16 protein-coding genes are annotated in these 18314 nt (G+C 64.8%); 5 read left to right on the top strand and 11 right to left on the bottom strand.

The window, feature by feature from the left end; genetic code table 11:
- Positions 1-14 precede the first annotated feature (14 nt).
- The gene (locus ACFDR6_RS23110; RefSeq protein WP_212088636.1) at positions 15-809 is read left to right on the top strand and encodes an IclR family transcriptional regulator; all 795 of its coding nucleotides are present in this window, start codon (positions 15-17) and stop codon (positions 807-809) included.
- A 167-nt stretch (positions 810-976) separates the two neighbouring features.
- On the opposite strand, the gene ACFDR6_RS23105 is transcribed toward ACFDR6_RS23110, so the two are convergent.
- From ACFDR6_RS23105 to ACFDR6_RS23090, 4 genes are read right to left on the bottom strand one after another with little or no spacing between them, the layout of a single operon-like run.
- On the bottom strand, positions 977-1756 hold the full coding sequence (locus ACFDR6_RS23105) for an SDR family NAD(P)-dependent oxidoreductase (RefSeq protein WP_375859608.1): 780 nt from the start codon (positions 1754-1756) through the stop codon (positions 977-979).
- 54 nt (positions 1757-1810) lie between these two features.
- Entirely contained in the window at positions 1811-2554 is a 744-nt protein-coding gene (locus tag ACFDR6_RS23100; protein WP_375859607.1) for an aspartate/glutamate racemase family protein, read from the bottom strand.
- Between the two features lie 8 nt (positions 2555-2562).
- Positions 2563-3828: an NAD(P)/FAD-dependent oxidoreductase gene (locus ACFDR6_RS23095; RefSeq protein WP_375859606.1), complete on the bottom strand. Its 1266-nt coding sequence runs from the start codon at positions 3826-3828 to the stop codon at positions 2563-2565.
- A 3-nt stretch (positions 3829-3831) separates the two neighbouring features.
- Positions 3832-5493 carry a thiamine pyrophosphate-binding protein gene (locus ACFDR6_RS23090; protein WP_375859605.1) on the bottom strand — a complete coding sequence of 554 codons (1662 nt, stop codon included), beginning with the start codon at positions 5491-5493 and terminating at the stop codon, positions 3832-3834.
- 1075 nt (positions 5494-6568) lie between these two features.
- On the opposite strand from ACFDR6_RS23090, the gene ACFDR6_RS23085 reads away from it, so the two are divergent.
- Complete coding sequence (locus ACFDR6_RS23085; protein WP_317240943.1) at positions 6569-7261, top strand: aspartate/glutamate racemase family protein; 693 nt, start codon at positions 6569-6571, stop codon at positions 7259-7261.
- A gap of 171 nt (positions 7262-7432) precedes the next feature.
- Here the strand turns inward: ACFDR6_RS23085 and uxuA are convergent, their stop codons facing one another.
- From uxuA to ACFDR6_RS23055, 6 genes are all read right to left on the bottom strand, one after another.
- Positions 7433-8620, bottom strand: a complete 1188-nt coding sequence (gene uxuA / locus ACFDR6_RS23080; RefSeq protein WP_375859813.1) for a mannonate dehydratase — start codon at positions 8618-8620, stop codon at positions 7433-7435.
- A gap of 16 nt (positions 8621-8636) precedes the next feature.
- A complete protein-coding gene (locus ACFDR6_RS23075; protein ID WP_375859604.1) occupies positions 8637-9686 on the bottom strand; it encodes an L-idonate 5-dehydrogenase in 1050 nt (349 codons plus the stop codon).
- On the bottom strand, positions 9683-11089 hold the full coding sequence (locus tag ACFDR6_RS23070) for a TRAP transporter large permease (RefSeq protein ID WP_375859603.1): 1407 nt from the start codon (positions 11087-11089) through the stop codon (positions 9683-9685). Before ACFDR6_RS23070 ends, ACFDR6_RS23075 begins: the two co-directional genes overlap by 4 nt.
- A 4-nt stretch (positions 11090-11093) precedes the next feature.
- Positions 11094-11672: a TRAP transporter small permease gene (locus ACFDR6_RS23065; RefSeq protein WP_375859602.1), complete on the bottom strand. Its 579-nt coding sequence runs from the start codon at positions 11670-11672 to the stop codon at positions 11094-11096.
- Positions 11673-11808: 136 nt separating this feature from the next.
- Positions 11809-12774 (bottom strand): sialic acid TRAP transporter substrate-binding protein SiaP, encoded by a 966-nt coding sequence (locus tag ACFDR6_RS23060; protein WP_375859812.1) that lies wholly within the window; start codon positions 12772-12774, stop codon positions 11809-11811.
- A gap of 82 nt (positions 12775-12856) precedes the next feature.
- On the bottom strand, positions 12857-13669 hold the full coding sequence (locus ACFDR6_RS23055; RefSeq protein ID WP_375859601.1) for a FadR/GntR family transcriptional regulator: 813 nt from the start codon (positions 13667-13669) through the stop codon (positions 12857-12859).
- Positions 13670-13812: 143 nt separating this feature from the next.
- Between ACFDR6_RS23055 and ACFDR6_RS23050 the strand changes: the two genes are divergently transcribed.
- The 3 genes from ACFDR6_RS23050 (at position 13813) to ACFDR6_RS23040 (ending at position 16811) form a co-directional block, all read left to right on the top strand.
- Positions 13813-15297 (top strand): mannitol dehydrogenase family protein, encoded by a 1485-nt coding sequence (locus ACFDR6_RS23050; protein ID WP_375859600.1) that lies wholly within the window; start codon positions 13813-13815, stop codon positions 15295-15297.
- An 85-nt stretch (positions 15298-15382) separates the two neighbouring features.
- Positions 15383-15790: a nuclear transport factor 2 family protein gene (locus ACFDR6_RS23045; RefSeq protein WP_212088612.1), complete on the top strand. Its 408-nt coding sequence runs from the start codon at positions 15383-15385 to the stop codon at positions 15788-15790.
- A 202-nt stretch (positions 15791-15992) separates the two neighbouring features.
- Positions 15993-16811: a class I SAM-dependent methyltransferase gene (locus tag ACFDR6_RS23040; RefSeq protein WP_317240946.1), complete on the top strand. Its 819-nt coding sequence runs from the start codon at positions 15993-15995 to the stop codon at positions 16809-16811.
- Between the two features lie 150 nt (positions 16812-16961).
- Here ACFDR6_RS23040 and ACFDR6_RS23035 read toward each other — a convergent pair whose 3' ends face one another.
- Positions 16962-17969 (bottom strand): methyltransferase, encoded by a 1008-nt coding sequence (locus tag ACFDR6_RS23035; RefSeq protein WP_317240947.1) that lies wholly within the window; start codon positions 17967-17969, stop codon positions 16962-16964.
- Between the last annotated feature and the right edge of the window lie 345 nt (positions 17970-18314).

Below are 18314 nucleotides of genomic sequence, written 5' to 3'. Positions count from 1 at the left end.
GCGATCGGAGGCGCATGAAGAGGGAAAGCCGCGGCATCCAGTCGATCGAGGTCGGCGGAGAACTGCTCCGCGCGCTCGCAAGGTGCGGCGAGCCGATGATGCTGCGCGATCTCGCGCGCGAGGCCGGCATGACGCCGGCCAAGGCGCATCCTTATCTCGCCAGCTTCTCCCGCATCGGCCTGATCGAGCAGGACGAGAGTACCGGCCGCTACGAGATCGGCGCGCTGGCGCTGGAGCTCGGCCTGATCAGCCTGCGCCGGCTCTCCGGCGTGCGCATCGCAAGGCCGAAGATCGCGGCGCTCGCGAGCCAGATCGGACATGCGGTCTCGCTCGCGGTGTGGGGCACGCACGGCCCGACCGTGGTGCAGCTCGAAGAACCGGCCCAGCCGGTGCACATCGTCATGCGCGCCGGCTCGGTGATGGCGCTGCTGGAGACCGCGACGGGCCGCGCCTTCGCCGCGTTCCTGCCGGAGAAGACGATCAGCGCCGCGCTCGACAGCGGCCTCGACCGCCACGGTGTCGGCTACAACCCGAAGCGCGCCGTGAAAGGCGCCAAGCTCACCGACATGCTCGCGGAGGTCCGAAAGCACGGCCTCGCCCGCGCGCTCGGCGATCCCCTGCCCGGCGTCAACGCGTTCTCCGCCCCGGTGTTCGATCATTCCGGCCATGTCGCGCTGGTCATCACCGCGATGGGACCGGAAGGCACCTTCGATGCCCGTTGGGACAGCCCGATCGCGCATGCGCTGCGCGACTGCGCGGGAGGAATCTCGAAGCGGCTCGGCCATGGGATCGCCGTCGCGGCGGAGTGAAGCGGCGGACTGCCCGCCTCGCAACAGGTGTCATTCCCCGCGAAAGCGGGGAATCCAGTACGCCGCGGCAGATGTAGCGAGAGCGAGTTCTTCAACGCCTGCCTCTGGGATACTGGATCGCCCGCCTTCGCGGGCGATGACAGCGAATGTGGAGCGACGCCTTCCCCCTACTTCTCCTTCACCGGCACCGTGTAGTTCAGGACCAGCCTTCCGCCATCCGGATAGATCGTCTGCCCCGTGATGTAGGACGCGTCCTCGCTGGCAAGGAACGCGACCACGGACGCCACCTCGCTCGGCTCGCCGCCGCGGCCCGCCGGCGTGCGTGACAGCACGGTCTTGCGGGCATCCTCGGAAGTGTAGATGGATGACGCCACCATGTCGGTCAGGATCGTGCCGGGTCCGACCGCGACGACGCGGATATTGTGCGGGGCGAGCGCGACGGCCGCGACGGAGGTGAGCTGCTTCATGCCGCCCTTGGACATCGCGTAGGTCGCCAGCGCCGGGATCGCCAGCAGCGCATTCACCGAGGACATGTTGACGATGACGCCGCCGCTGCCTTGCGCGATCATCTGCCTGGCGGCCGCCTGCACGCCGAAGAACGCGCCTTTCAGATTGATGCCTATGATCTCGTCGAATTCCTCTTCGGTGATCTCGAGGATGTCCCGGTTGCGGGCGACGCCGGCGTTGTTGACCATGATGTCGAGCCGACCGAATTCCTTCACGGCGGTGGCGACGAGCTGATCCACGTCCGCACGCCTGGCGACACTGCCGACGATCGTGCGCAAGGCATCGGGACGACCGAGCTCGGCGGCCGCCGCCGCCAACCCATCGGCATCGACATCCGAAATCACCACCTTGACGCCATCGTCCAGGAATCTCTTTGCGCAGGCCTTGCCGATGCCGCGCGCCGCGCCGGTGATGGCGGCAACCTTGCCGGATAGCTTCATGGGTTCACTCCAGGACTTATGACAATAGGCCTTGTGGCGATCTCGAGGACGCGTTCACGCAAAGACGCGCGGGCGCAGCCCCGCATGAAACCAGGTGATCATGGAATAGATGTCGTAGACCGGCAACCCGACTTCCGCCTGAAGCGCGGCCGCATAGGGCGGCATGTTGGTGCATTCGAGCACGATGGCGCCGACGTCCGGGTTCGCAGCAACGAGCTGCTTGCCGGCCTCGACCACGTCGCGCTCGGCTTGCGCGATGTCCATGTCGTCCTTCTCGGCCCTGATCAGGACGCGGAAAAATTCCTTGCCGTTCTCGGTGCCGACCAGCGGCGTGTCGAGCGGCACGCCGGCGCCTTCGAGATGGGCCGGCGTCAATGTCGAACCCGACACCGTGACGAGACCGACGCGCTTGCCGGGCGGCAAGGTCGCCTGCACCCAGGGCACCTGCATCAGCGAGGACGTCGCGACGGGAACGCCGACCGCAGCCGCGATCTCCTTCTGGAACAACGAGAGGAAGCCGCAATTCGTGGTGATGGCCTCGGCGCCGAGCCGCACCAGATCTTTCGCGGCATCGATGAAATCGGGCAGCAGGCCGGCCGCGCCCTTCAGCACCACCTTCTCCGGCGATGCCCCGCTCACGACGCGATAGAGCACGGGGAATGGCCAAGTCGTGCCGTTACCCATGTCGCCGGGAATGCGGGGAAAGCGCGCTTCCAGCATCAGGATGCCGAGCGGCGCGCCATAGATGGCCTTGCCGCCACGGGCGATGCGGGAGGACGGATTGGCTGAACTGGTCATGCTGGACCTCAGAGGAACCGTTCGGGTGCAAACGGCGTCAGCGGAATCTCGGGCGGCTTGCCGCTGACGAGCTGGGCAACGAGCCGGCCGGTGCGGGCCGAACCGACCAGGCCGACATGGCCGTGGCCGAAGGCATAGACGACGTCGCGCGAGGCGCGCGCATAGCCGATGCAGGGACGTCCGTCGGGCATGCTCGGCCGATGCCCGAACCAGGTTTTGATGCGCGAGGTCGGGATGTCCCTCGGCAGTTTGGGGAACATGCTGACCAGGTGATTGCGCAGGATCTCGGCGCGTTTCCAGTTCGGCGCGGCCTCCAGGCCGGCGATCTCGACCGTGCCGGCGGCGCGCAGGCCCTTGTTGGTCCAGTTCACCACCATCTTGGCGTCCGACGCCATCATGGAGCTGCGCGGCCCCGATTCCGGATTCTCGATCATGACGTGATAACCGCGCTCGGTCTCCAGCGGCAGCGGATCGCCGATCGAGGCCGTGAGCTGCTTCGAGCGCGCCCCGGCGGCGACTACGACGGCATCGCAGGCAATCTCGCCGGTCTCGGTGATGACCGCGAGGAGCTTGTTGCCGTCGAGCTTCAGCCCCGTCGCCTTGGCGCGCACGTGCGTTGCACCACTCACCAGCGCATGGTTGGCGAGCGCGGCGACATAGGCGCCGGGATCGCGGCAGCGGCCCGCCTCTTCCACCACCACGCCGAAGGTGTAGCGCGGATGCAGGTCCGGCTCGCGCTGGCGCATCTCGTCGGCGGACAGCTCCAGCCACTGGACGCCGACCTTCCTGCGCAGGCGCCAGCCGAGATCGTTGTCGAAATTGCCGCGCGAAGGGAAGACATGCATCACGCCGTTACGCTCGATCAGCTCAGGCACGCCGGCTTCCTCGGCGAGCTTCCGGTGCAGCAGCGGTGCGTCCTTCAACAGATCGCGCAGCGCAAACGCCGTCGTCTCGACCCGCGCGGCGGTCCAGCCCGAGATCAGGTACTTGATCAGCCAGGGCAGCGCCTTCGGCAGATAGGACCAGCGGATCGCGAGCGGGCCGAGCGGGTCCATCAGATAGCCCGGCACCTTCTTCCAGATGCCCGGCTCGGCCGGCGGGATCACCGAATGCGACGACAGCCAACCGGCATTGCCGTAGCTTGCCGCCTGTTCGCCGCCGGGCTCTCCCGGATCGATCAGCGTGACGCGATGGCCCTCGCGCAGCGCCTCGATGGCGCTGATCACACCGACCGCGCCGGCACCGATGATGGCGACGTGCCGGCCGGTCGCCATCGCTTACGCCTTCACCGTGGGCGCAAAGTCCTTGCCGACCGAGATCGCGCGCGGATCGATGATGCAGTGGAGGATCGACGGCTTGCCGGAGGCCAGCGCGCGCTCGAACGCCGGCGCGAATTCCTCGGTGCGCTCGACGCGCTCGCCATGACCGCCAAATGCCTTCGCGTACATCGCAAAATCCGGGTTCTTGAGCTGGGTGCCGACGACGCGGCCGGGATAGTCGCGCTCCTGGTGCATACGGATGGTGCCGTATTGCGAATTGTCGACGACGATGACCACCAGCGGCGCATCATATTGCACGGCGGTTGCGAACTCCTGGCCGTTCATCAGGAAGCAGCCGTCACCGGCAAAGGCGACGACGGTACGATCCGGATATTGCCGTTTCGCAAGTACCGCGGCCGGCACGCCATAGCCCATCGAACCCGAGGTCGGCGCGAGCTGGGCCGCAAAACTGTGGAAACGGTGATGGCGATGGATCCAGCCGGCATAGTTGCCGGCGCCGTTGCAGACGATGGCGTCCTTGGGCAGGCGGTCCCGCAGCCAGGTCATGACCTGGCCGTACTGGAACGCGCCCGGCAGCTCGCGCGCCTTGTCGGTCCAGGCGAGGTAATCGGCGTGGGCCTTGGCGGCCTCGCCCTTCCAGGCCACCGCCCCTGAGGCCTTCAGCGTCTCGACGGCGGCAGCGAACGCGGCGGGCGTTGCCTGGATCGCCAGCGCCGGCTGATAGACGCGGCCGAGCTCTTCGGAACCCGGATGCACATGGACCAGCTTCTGCTGCGGATTCGGAATGTCGAGCAACGTATAGGACGAGGACGGCATCTCCGACATACGGCCGCCGATGAGCAGGACGACATCGGCCCCGTCGATGCGCGCCTTCAGCTCCGGGCTCGGCCCGATGCCGAGATCGCCGGCATAATGCGAATGATCGGCATCGATCAGCGAGGCCCGGCGGAACGAGGTTGCGACCGGCAGGTCGAACCGCTCAGCAAAGCGCGCGATGCTCCTGGTCGCCTCTTCGGTCCAGCGCGAGCCGCCGAGAATGACGAGCGGCGCCTTGGCGCCGGCAAGCATGTCGCCGAGCTTGTCGATGTCGGCCGGCGCGGGCCAGCTCACCGCCGGCTCGATGCGCATGGCATCGGCCACGGAAGCGGTCTCGGTCAGCATGTTCTCCGGCAGCGAGATCACCACGGGACCGGGGCGGCCCTGCATGGCGACGCGGAAGGCGCGCGCCACCAGCTCCGGAATGCGATCGGGGCGATCGATCTCGACCGCCCATTTCGCCATGGTGCCGAACACCGCCTTGTAGTCGAGCTCCTGGAACGCCTCGCGCTCGCGCATGCCGGTGTCGACCTGGCCGACGAACAGGATCAGCGGCGTCGAATCCTGCATCGCGATGTGGACGCCGTGGCTGGCATTGGTAGCGCCGGGGCCGCGGGTGACGAAGCAGATCCCGGGCCGGCCGGTGAGCTTGCCATAGGCCTCCGCCATCATGGCAGCGCCACCCTCGGCGCGGCAGATCATGACGTCGATCGGACTGTCATGCAGCGCGTCGAGCGCGGCGAGATAGCTCTCGCCCGGCACGCAGGTGACGCGCTCGACGCCTTGGGCGACGAGCTGATCGATCAGGATCTGGCCCCCGGTGCGGGTGTTGCGGATGGTCATGTCGGCTCCCTCAGGGCTTTGGCAATGCGTCACTATTCGGAGACTGCGTAAGACAGCCCGGGAGGGCGCGCAAGGTCGAAAGGTCATCATAGCCTGCGCAGGCGTCATGCCCGTCCGTGCCGTTTGCACGACCGCCCATTCGCGATGATGCGACGGCGAGGATCGAGGCGTGCGGGGCACGGCGTCCGGGGCACGAGCGGAGTGTGTGGCGCCTGCACTTTCCCCGTCATTGAGCGTGGCTGCGCTTCACCTCCTCGACGGAGGTCTCGTGGGTGGGCAAAGGCGCACAACGCCGTGCCACCATCGCTCTCGATCGCGAAAAACGCGTGGGCTGACTCGCAGACATGCCTTCGCATCCTCGCGGCCCTTTGCGCCCGAGCTTTGCTGTCCTCTTCACGCCCTCATAACGAAAGGGCGCAGGGAAGGCCGGGCGCCGGCTGGCACCCGCTTGTCCGTCGTGCGATGAGAATGCACACGCAATGCACAACGGATGACAGGTGAAGCCGGAAACGTCCGGCCTTCCCTGCGCGATGTTTGACGGCGTATGGCGCGCTCTCCCCGGAGACGAGTGTCCTGTTTGTCTCCGTCACCTCGCGAATTGGCGGTGCGCTTCGTCCGGTCGGACGTCCCGCACCTCCGCAAGGCTTGGCTGTAGCAACGACAGCCAGGACCACGCGATTTGGCCGTACGCTTCAGCGCCGTTCGTCCGCACGCGGCCAAGACCTCACGGGGTTCTCCCGCCCTGCTCCCGCCTGTCGTGCACGACGCTGCCGCGTCCATCGCTGCCCGATCCGCGGTTCGAAACGACGTACGACCGCCCCTTTCGCCGGATCAGGATGGACGATACCTACGCCGAAACCGAATTTCGGTAAAGTGGAATATTTTTTATGGCGACGGATTGACAGAGGCCGACACATGCACGATGGCGTAGCCCGGTGGAGCGCGAGCGTCATCCAGACCACGCAGGCTCAATTGGTCAAGCCAGTCCGCGCACCAACTCGCGTACGTCAAGCGATGGCTACCGAGCCGCGACGTTTTCGTCTACGGTCGGGCCGGACTCAACGAGGACACGGGAATGCAGACCATCGGGCTGATCGGGGGCATGAGCTGGGAGAGCACCGCGCTATACTACAGGCTCATCAATGAGCGGGTCCGCGATCGCATGGGCAAGCTGCATTCCGCCCCGCTGTTGCTGTATTCCTACGATTTCGAGGAAATCAAGCAGATGCAGTATGCGGGCCGCTGGAGCGAGGCGGCGGCCAGTCTGGCGCAGGTGGCGCGGCGCCTCGAAAGCGCCGGCGCGCGAGCTATCGTGTTGTGCACGAACACGATGCACAAGCTGGCGCCTGACATCATTTCGAACGTAACCGTTCCATTCATTCACCTTGGCGACGCGACGGCACAGCGGATCCGGGCGAAAGGATACCGGCGGGTCGGCCTGCTCGGCACCAAGTTCACGATGGAGGAGGACTTTTACATCGATCGGCTGCGCGCGCATGATCTCGACGTGCTGGTTCCTCCGGCCGACGCGCGCGCGGATGTGAACCGGATCATCTACGACGAGCTGTGCCTCGGAATCGTCGCCGATCCCTCGCGCCAGCGCTATCGGGACGTCATGGCAGCGCTCATCGCCGCCGGCGCGGAGTGCATCATCCTCGGCTGCACCGAGATCACGATGCTGGTCGGCCCGGATGACACGTCCGTCGAAACGTTTGACACTACCGCCATTCACGCCGAGACGGCGGCGGATTTCGCGATGGGAGCCTGAAGCAGAGCCGCGATGGCAGCGTGCCATCAAGGCAGCCGGTGTCAGGGTGCCTCACCGCTCTCTCCACGTCATTGCGAGCGCAGCGAAGCAATCCAGAGTCTTTCCACGGAGGGATTCTGGATTGCTTCGTCGCAAGGGCTCCTCGCAATGACGGTGTGGAGAGACTTGCCCCTACCGATGCTCGATCGCGCGGATAGCGCCCCGGAGCTCGGCGAGACCTCGCAGGCGGCCGATGGCGGTGTAGCCGGGGTTGGTGCGCTTGGTGGCGGCGAGATCATCCAGCATGCGGTGGCCGTGATCGGGACGGAACACGATCTGCCTGTCCGGCGCGCGCCGGGCGTTCTCCTTCAGAAGCGCCTTGAGCACCGCGACCATGTCGACATCGCCGTCGAGATGATCGGACTCGTAGAACGACAGCCCGTCGGCCTCCCGTTTGGTCGCGCGCAGATGGGCAAAGGCAATGCGCGGGCCGAAGCGCTCGGCCATCTCGGGCAGGTTGTTCTCGGGCCGCACGCCGAGCGAGCCCGTGCACAGGCAGATGCCGTTGGCCCTGGACGGCACGGCGTCGAACAGCGCCTGATAATCGTCGGCTGACGAGGCAATGCGCGGCAGGCCGAACAACGGGCGCGGCGGATCGTCCGGATGCAGGGTCAGCGACACCCCGAGCTGCTCGGCCACCGGCGTCACGCGCGCGAGGAATTCGGCGAGATGCTGCCGTAGAATCCTCGGCGTGATGTCGCGATAGGTTTCGAGCCGGTCGCGGAATTGCGGAATGGTCATCGGCTCGGTGGTCGAGCCCGGCAGCGCGCTGGCGATCACCATGACGAGATAATCGATATCGGCCTGGCTCATCTGCTCGAACAGCTTTTTCGCGCGAGCCTGTTGTTCGGGCGAATATTCCTGCGCGGCAGCCGGGCGCTCGAGGATGTGCAGCTCGAAGGCGGCAAAGCGGTCCTGGTCGAAGCGCATGGCGTGGGCGCCGTTCGGCAGCTCCCATTCGAGGTCGGTGCGGCACCAGTCGACGACGGGCATGAAGTTGTAGCAGATGATCTTGATGCCGGCGGCGGCGACGGCCTCCAGGCTTGCGATCCATGCCTCGATGGACTTCGTCGCCTTCCCGCCCAGCCGCTTGACGTCGTCGGGGATCGGAATCGACTCCACCACCGACCAGCTCAGCTTCGAGCGGCCGGGCTGACCGTTCTCGATGAAATTCTTGCGCTCCTCGACCGCCTTGCGCGTCCAGGCTTCTCCGATCGGCACCTGATGCAGCGCCGAGACGATGTCGCTCGCCCCGGCCTGCCTGACGTCGTCGAGCGAGACCGGATCATCGGGCCCGTACCAGCGCCATCCTTCCAGCATCATGCATTGCCTCCCATCAATTCGCGGTCAGCACGACCTTGACGCTCTGCGAGCGGTCGAGCGCCAGCCTGAGCGCATCGGGCGCGGTCGACAGCGGACGCTCGGCGGTGACCAGCGACAGCACGTCGACGCTGCCGTTGGAGATCAGTTCCACCGCGGTTGCAAATTCGAAGCCGAAGCGGAACGAGCCGCGCAGGTCGATCTCCTTGGCCATCACCGCATTCGACGGCGTCGGGATCTGGCCGCCCGGCAGATTGCCGATCTGCACCACCACGCCGCCGCGCCTGACAATGCCGATCGCGCTGGCAAGCCCTGCGGCCGTGCCCGAGACCTCGAACGCAACATCGTAAGGACGCGACGCAGCTTGTGCCTTCAGCCCCTCCTCGCCGCCCGAGACATTCTCGACATGCGAAGCGCCGAGCTTGGTGGCAAAAGCGAGCGGCGCCGACGCGATGTCGGCCACGGTGACATCAGCCATGCCGGCGCGGTGCGCGGCGAGCATGGTCAGCAGCCCGATCGGACCGGCGCCGAAGATGATGCCGCGCCTGCCCTCGATATTGCCGGCGCGCGCGACCGCGTGCAGGCAAACGGCGAGAGGTTCGGCCAGCGCGGCGGCTTGATACGACACGTGGTCGGGAATCTTCACGCACTGCGCGGGGATCGCGTCGAAATAGTTGGCAAAGCCGCCCTGCATGTGCGGCGTCTTCGAGGCCGAGCCCATGAAATAGATGTTCTCGCAGAGATTGGGCCGGCCTTCGCGGCAGGCGACGCAATGGCCGCACCAGCGCGACGGGTTGACGGCGACGCGGTCGCCGACCTTCAGGTTGGCGGCGGGCCCCGCGATCTCCACGACCTCGCCGGAGATCTCGTGGCCGAGCACGAGCGGCGACTTCACGACGAAATCGCCGGTCCGGGCATGGCGGAAATAGTGCATGTCCGAGCCGCAGATGCCGCCCGCACCGAAGCGGATGCGCACCATGCCGTCTGCGAGCTTGTCGAGCGGATGCTCGACCATGCGCAGATCTTCGGGACCGAACAGGGTTGCGGCGAGAGCGGTCGAGGTCATTTGGACAATCCCATGTATTTCGGCAGCCAGAGGGTGAGTTCAGGAATGAAGGTGATCGCAATCAGCGCGAGCATCAGCGGCACCAGCCAGGGCAGGATCGCAACCGTCGTACGCTCGACCGAGAGCTTTGCCACGCGGGCGAGCACGAACAGCACCATGCCGAGCGGCGGATGCAACAGGCCGATCATCAGGTTCAGCGTCATGATCAGACCGAAGTGGATCGGATCGATGCCGAGCTTGAGCACGATCGGCAGCAAGATCGGCACCAGAATGGTGATCGCCGCCGTGGTGTCGATGAAGCAGCCGACGAACAGGATCAGGACATTGGCAAGCGCGAGGAACACCCATTTGTTCTGGGTGATGCTGAGCATCCAGTCCGACAGCATCTGGGCCGCCTGCGAGACCGTCAGCAGCCAGGCGAAGATCGAGGCTGCCGTGACGATGAACAGCACCGAGGCGGTGGTCTCGATGGTGTCGAACGTCGCCTTGGCGACGGTCTGGAACGTCATGGTGCGGTAGCGCACGAGACCGAGGAACAGGGACCAGATCACGGCAGCGACCGCGGCTTCCGTCGGCGTGAACCAGCCGAGCGTCATGCCGCCGATCAGGATCACCGGCGCCATCAGCGCCATCACGGCTGAGAAGTCGAAATACCAGTCGATGATGAGCAGCGTGCCGAGGCCGATGACGACGGCCATGTTGACCGACATGCCGGCCATCACCATCAGCCAGATCGCCATCGGGAAAGACAGCACGATGGCGATCTCGAGCCCGGCCGAGCCGAGCTGCGGCCAGGAGAACGGCGTGTCGCTGCCCCATTTGTTCTTGTGCGCGAAATAGGTGACGGTGATCATCATGAACAGCGTCAGCACCACGCCGGGAATGACGCCGCCGAGGAACAGCGCACCGATCGAGACGTTCGCCATCATGCCGTAGATCACGAAGGGCAGCGACGGCGGGATGATCGGCCCCAGTGTCGCCGAGGCCGCGGTGACGCCAACCGAGAATTCGGTGGAGTAGCCGTGGTCCTTCATCGCCTTGATCTCGATGGTGCCGAGGCCAGCGGCATCCGCGATGGCGGTGCCGGACATGCCGGAAAAGATCACCGAACCGACGATGTTGACGTGGCCGAGGCCGCCGCGCATCCACCCCACCAGCGCGACGGCGAATTTGTAGATGCGCCCCGTGACGCCGGCGATATTCATGAGATTGCCGGCCAGGATGAAGAACGGCACGGCGAGCAGCGGAAAGCTCTCGACCCCGGCGATCATGCGCTGCGCCAGGGTGACGTCCGGCGTCACGCCGCTGACCAGGATGTAGAGCAGCGACGACGCGGCCATGGCAATCGCCACGGGAACGCCGAGCAGCATCAGGACGAGAAAGCCTCCGAGCAACAGCAGCATGGTGTTATCCTTCCGATCCGTCGTAGGCACCGGGACGTTCGAGGACCGAGTAGCCCTGCCGCCAGTTCTGGACGGCCACCTGCACGGAGCGTGCGAACATCAGCACGAAGCCGAACAGCACGGCGTAATAGACGTAGTCCTTGGGAAGATTGATCGTGGTCATCTGCTCGTCGCCGATGATCTGGATGTAGATCCAGACCAGCTTGATGGCGTAGCCGAAGAAGGCGATCCGGATCAGGTCGATCATTGTCGACAGCACGCGGCCTGCGGCATGCGGCAGGTAGCGATAGACGAGGTCGACCTGGATGTGCCGCGACAGCCGTACGCACATCGCCGAGCCGATGAAGACCACGCCGATCAGGCAATAGGTCGCGATCTCCTCGGTCCAGGCGTAGCTGTCGTTGAGCACGTAGCGGGTGAAGAACTGGAGGAAGACGGCGAGCGCCATCACCCAGAAGATTGCGAGCGCCACCCAGTCCTCGAACGCGTAGACGCCGAGATCGACCTTCGGCGTCGCCTCTTCCTCGAACGTATGGGCAATCTCATCCGCGGTGATCTGCCGGTGGATTTCGGCGGTCGACATGGGTTGCTCCCTCAAACCTCGCAGTCGTCATTCCGGGGCGGCTCGACGGGACCGCGCAAGCGCGGCCCGGCGAGACGAACCCGGAATCTCGAGGTTCCGGGTTCTCGCTTCGCGAGCCCCGGAACGACGGCGTGAATTATTTCACCGCCTGGATCTTTTCCCAGTCGGCTTTGCGATAGCCGAAGGTCTCGAACGCGACGTTCTTCAGCACGGTGTCGCGGAACTCGTTCTTGTCGACCTCGGTGACGGTCAGGCCCTTGTCCTTGAAGAAGGCGACCAGCTTGGCTTCGTTCTGCTTGATCTCCCCGGTCGCCTTGGCTGCGGCTTCCTGGGCGACGTCGGTGAAGATCTTCTTATCCTCGTCGGAGAGCTTCTTCCAAAGGGCGCCGGCGATCACGGTGTTGAGGTGATCGACGATGTGGCCGGTCAGCACGATGTGCTTCTGCACCTCATAGAACTTCTTGGCCTCGATCGTGGTCAGCGGGTTTTCCTGCGCCTCGACGGTGCCGTTCTGGAGCGCGAGATAGACTTCGGCGAAGGCGATCGGCGCGGTGTTGGCGCCGCAGGCGCGGGGCATGGCAAGATAGGCCGGCACGTCGGGCACGCGCATCTTCAGGCCCTTCATGTCCGCGCAGGTCTTGATCGGCTTGTTCGACGAGGTCTGGCGCACGCCATAATAGGTCACCGCGACGATGTGGTGGCCGCTCTTGTCCTCATAGCCCTTGGCGAGCTCCTTGAAGATGTCGCTCTTGGTGTAGGCGAGCAGATGATCGGCATCGCGGAAGGTGTAGGGATAATAGGTCACGCCGATCGGCGGGAAGCTCTTGGCCGCGAAGCTCGAGCCGGAAATGATGATGTCGACCGAGCCGAGCGATAGGCCCTGGTTGATGTCGGCCTCCTTGCCGAGCTGCGAGGCCGGATAGACGTCGATCGCATAGCGCCCGTTGGTGCGCTTGCCGATCTCCTGCGCGGCCCAGACCGAGGCGGTGTGGAACGGCTCCGAGGTCTCGTAGACATGAGCCCATTTGAGCTTGGTCTGCGCCATGCTTGCGCTGGTCGCGGCCAGCAGCGTAGCGGCGGAGACCATTGCTGCAATCGTCATTGTCTTCAACATCGACTTTTCCTCCATCGTTCAAGTCTGCTTCTTGTTCGCCCGCCCCGACACGGATGCGGGCCGTCCAATCTCATCGCCGCCGCGCGCCGCTGTCCGCAGTCCGCTTCTTCGGCGCATCTTTCGGTTTCGACGGCTTTGCCGCAGGTCGCGCCGCGCGGCCGCGTCCGGGCGACGATCCCGCCGCGTTCTCGGCGCCGAAATTCTGCGCAAAGCGCTCCTGCGAGCGCGCCAGATGAGCGCGCATCGCCTCGCGCGCGGCTTGCGGATCGTGCGCCGCGATGGCCTCGCGCACGGCGCGATGCTCGTCGAGCGCGGTGCGCCAGGTGCCCGGACTCTCGAAATAATGCGCAAGCTGCGCGAAATAGGGATTGAGACGCTGGTCGAACAGCTCGCCCACCACGCGCACCAGAACGGCATTGCCGAGGCTTCCGGCGATCGCGACGTGAAAGGCGCGGTCGTGGACCATCGAGGCCTCGCCGGGATGCTCGACATTCTCCATCGCGAGAAGGGACGCATCGATGCGGGCGACATCGTCCTTGGTCGCGACGCGCGCGGCCTGCTCGGCGATCGCACTTTCCAGGAATTCGCGGGCGCGCAACAGCTCGAACGGGCCTTCGATGCCGGCGGCTGGCGGCGCGGGTGCAGCGTCCGCGGGGTCGATCACATAGATGCCGGACCCGACGCGGATGCGGACGCGGCCTTCGACCTCGAGCGCGATCAGGGCTTCGCGCACAGTCGGCCGCGAGATCTTCAGCTGCTCGGCGAGCTCGCGTTCGGTCGGCAAGCGGCTGCCGACCGCGTACTCGCCGCTGTCGATCAGGCTTCGCAATTGATCGGCGACCTGGCGATAGAGCCGTCTCGCCTCCACAGCTTCCAGCGGCACGCTGGTCCTCCCCGAAAGGGTCGCGCGGGGTCTGACCAGACCCGCGGCCCGCCAATTTTGGATAATTGGCCTTACCAATTGACCGAAGCATTGACCTGATAAGGGCGCCATGTCAAGCAGCGGCAAAGCAAAGGGAGACGTCCATGCGCCCAGGTTCGACACGCCTTGGCCGCGCCAATCTCGACCGGCTGCCGCCGACCATCCGCCGCCCGGGCTACGACCGTTCGCGCGTCACGCCCGGTATCGTGCATCTCGGTCTCGGCGCCTTTCATCGCGCACATCAAGCGGTTGTCATCGATGATTGCCTGACCGCCGGGGCCCCCTCCTGGGGCATCGTCGGCGCCAGCCTGCGCAGCCCGGATACGCGCGATGCTCTCGCCCCGCAGGATCACCTTTACACGGTTGCGATACGCGCCGCCGAAGGCACTGAGCACCGCGTCGTCGGCGCACTGCTCGACAGCGTCGTCGCACGCGAGAACCCGGGCCGGCTGGTCGAACGGATGGCCGATCCCGCCATTCGCATCGTCTCGCTGACGGTCACCGAGAAGGGCTATTGCCACACGCCGCAGACCGGCGATCTCGACGAGCGGCATCCCGACATCGTGCACGACCTCAACAATTTCGGCGCGCCACGCTCGGCGACCGGCTTCATCGTCGCCGCGCTGGCGCGGCGGCGGGCACAGGGCCTTCCGCCTTTCACCGTGCTGTGCTGCGACAATCTCGCCGCCAACGGCCACACCGTGCAGCGGATCGTGACGCAGTTCGCCGCGCTGCGGTCGAAGGATCTCGGCAAATGGATTGCGGATACGGTCGCCTTCCCCTCCACCATGGTCGACCGCATCGTCCCGGAGACGACGGAGAGCGACCGCGATACGGTCGCGAACGCGCTCGGCATGCGCGACGCCTGGCCCGTGATGACCGAGCCGTTCACGCAATGGGTGGTCGAGGACCGTTTCACGGCGGGCCGGCCCGATCTCGCCGCCGCGGGCGTCGAACTCGTCAGCGACGTCAAGCCGTTCGAGCTGATGAAGCTGCGGCTGCTCAACGCCAGCCATTCGGCGCTGGCCTATCTCGGCTATCTCTCTGGTTATGAGACCATCGCGGACACGATGCAGGATCAGCATTTCGCGCGCCTCGCCGCGCGGGTGATGGAGGACGCCGCGGTGACGCTGACCATGCCATCAGGCACTGATCTCGCCGCCTATCGCGCCTCGCTGCTCGAGCGCTTTGCCAATCCGGCGCTGCAGCACCGCACCTGGCAGATCGCGATGGACGGCTCGCAGAAGCTGCCGCAGCGCCTGCTCGGCGCGATGCAGGATCGCCTGCGCAAGGATTTGCCGATCGCAACCCACGCGCTCGCGGTGGCCGGCTGGATGCGCTACGTCACCGCAACCGACGAGCAGGGCCGCACCATCGACGTGCGCGATCCGCTCGCCGCCGAGTTCGCCGCGCTGGCGCGTGAGGCCGGCCCCGTCGCCGAGCGGCTCGCGCCCGCACTGCTTGGGGTCGCGAAGGTGTTCGGGCCGCTCGGTTCCGAGCCGCGCCTGCGCGAGGCCGTGACCGCGGCGCTCGGCCAACTGTATCAGGACGGCGCGCGGCGGGCGGTGGCGATGCTCGTCTCGGCCTGACCACAAAGCGGGCAAATGCTGCACTGCGGTCTGACCGACGGAAGTCGCGCTTGATTTTTGCCTGTCATTGCCCCACCCGAGAGGCATGGCAAAAGACAGCAAGATCATCGCCGCCAACGCGGCCTTCTACGCCGCTTTTTCAGCAGGCGACTTCGCCGGCATGGAACAGATGTGGGCGGACGACGACGGCATTTCCTGCATCCATCCCGGCTGGCCGGCGATCGTCGGACGCGCCACGGTGATCGGAAGCTGGCGCGACATCCTGCAAAATCCTGAAAGACCGCAGATCACCTGCGCCGAACCGCAGGCGATCGTCGACGGCGACAGCGCCCGCGTGCTCTGCATCGAGATCGTCGACGGCACCGCTCTGGCGGCTGCGAACCATTTCCGCCGCGTCGGCGACGACTGGCGCCTGGTGCATCACCAGTCGAGCCCGATCGCGCAGATCGTCGAACAGGATGACGACGATAGAATGAGCCACCGCGTCCACTGACCGCAGCCGGCACGCGGGCGCGCTCTAAGTCGCGTGCTCACAATCGAGGCTGTTTCACCTTTGAGGGAGATCTCGAAGCGTCGTAGACCGATGACCGCCAAGGGCCACAAGCGGACCGTCCCCCTTGCAGCTTGTTGTCCGATAGGCCAGCATCAAGACGGAAATGTCTCTCGATGCTTCTACTCGGCAATAGGGGCAAGTCATGTCGGTCCACGAACACTGGCAAATGGATGCCAGCGCGCCGGAACTGTACGAACGTTATTTGGTGCCAGCCATCACATCAGTATGGGCCAACGACCTGCTCGACCGCATCCCACCAGCGCGCGGCGACAGCGTACTCGACATCGCGTGCGGGACCGGCATTGTCGCGAGATTGATAGAGCAACGTGGCATCGTGAGACGTGTTGTCGGCCTTGACCTCAATTCAGCGATGCTCGCGATTGCGCGCGCGAAGTCTCCAGAGATTGAATGGATCGAGGGGAGTGCGCTTGACCTTCCGTTCGATTCCGACAGCTTCGACGTCGTACTCTGCCAACTCGGGCTACAATTCTTCCCGGATCGGCTTCTGGCGCTAAAGGAAATGATGAGAGTGCTTAAGCCCGCCGGCCGCGCTGGATTCAGCGTTTATGGCTCAATCGAGAAGACCCCGGCGGCGTACGCTTTCGTGCAGGCGCTCGATAAGTGTCTCGGAGAAGGGGCCTCACGCATTAAACGTTCTGAGCATCTTTCCTGCGATGCTCAGGAGATTGCTCGTTGGGCGAAGCAGGCCGGCTTTGACTTCGTCGAAGTGGTCCCCGTCACCAAACAGATCAGATTTCCGTCAATGCTGGATTATGTGCGCTTTCAGCTCACGGCGACGCCGATGGCTGGTCTGTTGAACGATAAAGAGGCGCCTGAGCGGGAGCGGCTAATCATGTCGATTTCCGATGATGCTGCCTCTCGGCTCGACCATTCCATGCTGGCAGGTGGCAAGCTAACGTTTCCGCAGCAATCGTTCGTGGCGATTGCCTCGCTCCACTGAAGCCCGCTTCGCGTCATTCACGTCGATTCGGCCGCGTCACCACCACGTCCGGTCTGGCCTCGGCTTCTGACCTGTCGGGTGCCATCGCGATCTTCGCCTTCGCGCCAGCATTAGACGTCAGATCATCGAAGCAAATACAGACTTTTCGGCCTAAATTGGAACAGCCTCTATGATCTGAAAGTGCAAGCCTGCGCGAGCCGTGCCGCGCGTCTCAAATCCGGCCGTTCGACACAGCGCGCAATACTCGTCGTAAGTCCGTTCCAGCGCACCAAGCATGACGAGCATGTTGAGGTCACTGAGTTTCGAGATTGGCCCTTCGTTCGGCGGCTCCACAATGCGTTCAACGAGGAGCAGCCTCGCATTGGCTGTCATCGCGCGACGGCATGTAGTCAGGATAGAAATTGCTTCCTTGTCGTCCCAATCGTGAATGATCGCCCGCATCACATAGGCATCAGCCCCCTCCGGAATGGCTTCAAAGAAGCTGCCACCGACGATTTCGCATCTGTCGGCGACACCATCCCGCTTCAGAACTTCGGCCGCCTTCTCGACCACGTGCGGCTGATCAAACAGTGTTCCGCGCAAGCCCTTGTTTGCCGCGAGAATTCCCGCCAGCAATTGGCCTTGACCACCCCCGATGTCGGCCACGTGACGAAAGCGGCTAAAGTCGCAGGCGGCGATGATAGCCTCGATGGCGCCGCGAGAATTGGCTGTCATGGCTCGGTTAAAAATCGCGTTCTCATCGGGACGGGTGCTGCGATACTCCCATACGCTCTGACCATTGAGATGCCGAAAGGCACTCTCACCGGTGCGCACGCTATGTTCGAGATGGCCCCAAGCCTGCCAGGCATAAGGTCGCCCGACATATGCCGCCCAGCCGTCCAGTGGGGTCGGTGAATCAGAGCGAAGGCACTCGCTCATCGGGGCGAGCGAAAACGTTCTGTTCTCACCCTCATGGAAAACACCGACCGAAGCTAATGCCCGCAAGAGTCGATATAGTGTCCTCGGATGGGATCCGCTGAGCCGAGCAAGTTCGTTGCTGCTTAGCGGCCCATGGCTAAGGTGGTCGGCTATGCCAAGACGGGCCGCGACGTGAATGGCTTGCGAAATTTGATAGCCGTTGATGAGCCGCGTCAGGTCCGAGAATGCATTCGTAGTCATGATCTCATCTCCTCCTGGACACGCGATGAAGATCGGGAAGACGTGGACGCAAACGAATTGTATCGGCAGAAATTGGGATACACGGTGTATCACGCCCAAGACGCTTCGCGGAAGGATTTCAACAGAAGCAGAAGGAGCCTAGGTCGGCTTCGGGCCAATAGCTGACGTTTCCGCCCTGGTTGGCGAGCACATGCAGGCGCCAAATGATCGGATCCCAGGCGAAGGGGTCCTCGGCGTCCCAATCAGTTTAACGGCAAAGCCAGGCTTTTTGGCCCGCCTCCGCAGCATGCAATTTTCGTCGGAGGAGCAGAATGCGTCGAGCATGATGGGCGCAGCGAGATGACG

It is taken from the genome of Bradyrhizobium tunisiense, assembly GCF_042263385.1.
Lineage (GTDB): Bacteria > Pseudomonadota > Alphaproteobacteria > Rhizobiales > Xanthobacteraceae > Bradyrhizobium > Bradyrhizobium tunisiense.
The sequence above is the reverse complement of the archived record's forward strand: the minus strand, read 5'-3'. Positions and strand labels throughout refer to the sequence as shown.

Excerpts from the sequence above, each read along its gene's own strand:
- uxuA (WP_375859813.1), bottom strand. The coding sequence starts at position 8,620 with ATGCTGGAAGGATGGCGCTGGTACGGGCCCGATGATCCGGTCTCGCTC.
- ACFDR6_RS23040 (WP_317240946.1), top strand. The coding sequence starts at position 15,993 with ATGTCGGTCCACGAACACTGGCAAATGGATGCCAGCGCGCCGGAACTG.
- ACFDR6_RS23085 (WP_317240943.1), top strand. The coding sequence starts at position 6,569 with ATGCAGACCATCGGGCTGATCGGGGGCATGAGCTGGGAGAGCACCGCG.
- ACFDR6_RS23045 (WP_212088612.1), top strand. The coding sequence starts at position 15,383 with ATGGCAAAAGACAGCAAGATCATCGCCGCCAACGCGGCCTTCTACGCC.
- ACFDR6_RS23060 (WP_375859812.1), bottom strand. The coding sequence starts at position 12,774 with ATGACGATTGCAGCAATGGTCTCCGCCGCTACGCTGCTGGCCGCGACC.
- ACFDR6_RS23095 (WP_375859606.1), bottom strand. The coding sequence starts at position 3,828 with ATGGCGACCGGCCGGCACGTCGCCATCATCGGTGCCGGCGCGGTCGGT.
- ACFDR6_RS23075 (WP_375859604.1), bottom strand. The coding sequence starts at position 9,686 with ATGACCTCGACCGCTCTCGCCGCAACCCTGTTCGGTCCCGAAGATCTG.
- ACFDR6_RS23050 (WP_375859600.1), top strand. The coding sequence starts at position 13,813 with ATGCGCCCAGGTTCGACACGCCTTGGCCGCGCCAATCTCGACCGGCTG.
- ACFDR6_RS23035 (WP_317240947.1), bottom strand. The coding sequence starts at position 17,969 with ATGACTACGAATGCATTCTCGGACCTGACGCGGCTCATCAACGGCTAT.
- ACFDR6_RS23070 (WP_375859603.1), bottom strand. The coding sequence starts at position 11,089 with ATGCTGCTGTTGCTCGGAGGCTTTCTCGTCCTGATGCTGCTCGGCGTT.
- ACFDR6_RS23110 (WP_212088636.1), top strand. The coding sequence starts at position 15 with ATGAAGAGGGAAAGCCGCGGCATCCAGTCGATCGAGGTCGGCGGAGAA.
- ACFDR6_RS23090 (WP_375859605.1), bottom strand. The coding sequence starts at position 5,493 with ATGACCATCCGCAACACCCGCACCGGGGGCCAGATCCTGATCGATCAG.
- ACFDR6_RS23100 (WP_375859607.1), bottom strand. The coding sequence starts at position 2,554 with ATGACCAGTTCAGCCAATCCGTCCTCCCGCATCGCCCGTGGCGGCAAG.
- ACFDR6_RS23105 (WP_375859608.1), bottom strand. The coding sequence starts at position 1,756 with ATGAAGCTATCCGGCAAGGTTGCCGCCATCACCGGCGCGGCGCGCGGC.
- ACFDR6_RS23065 (WP_375859602.1), bottom strand. The coding sequence starts at position 11,672 with ATGTCGACCGCCGAAATCCACCGGCAGATCACCGCGGATGAGATTGCC.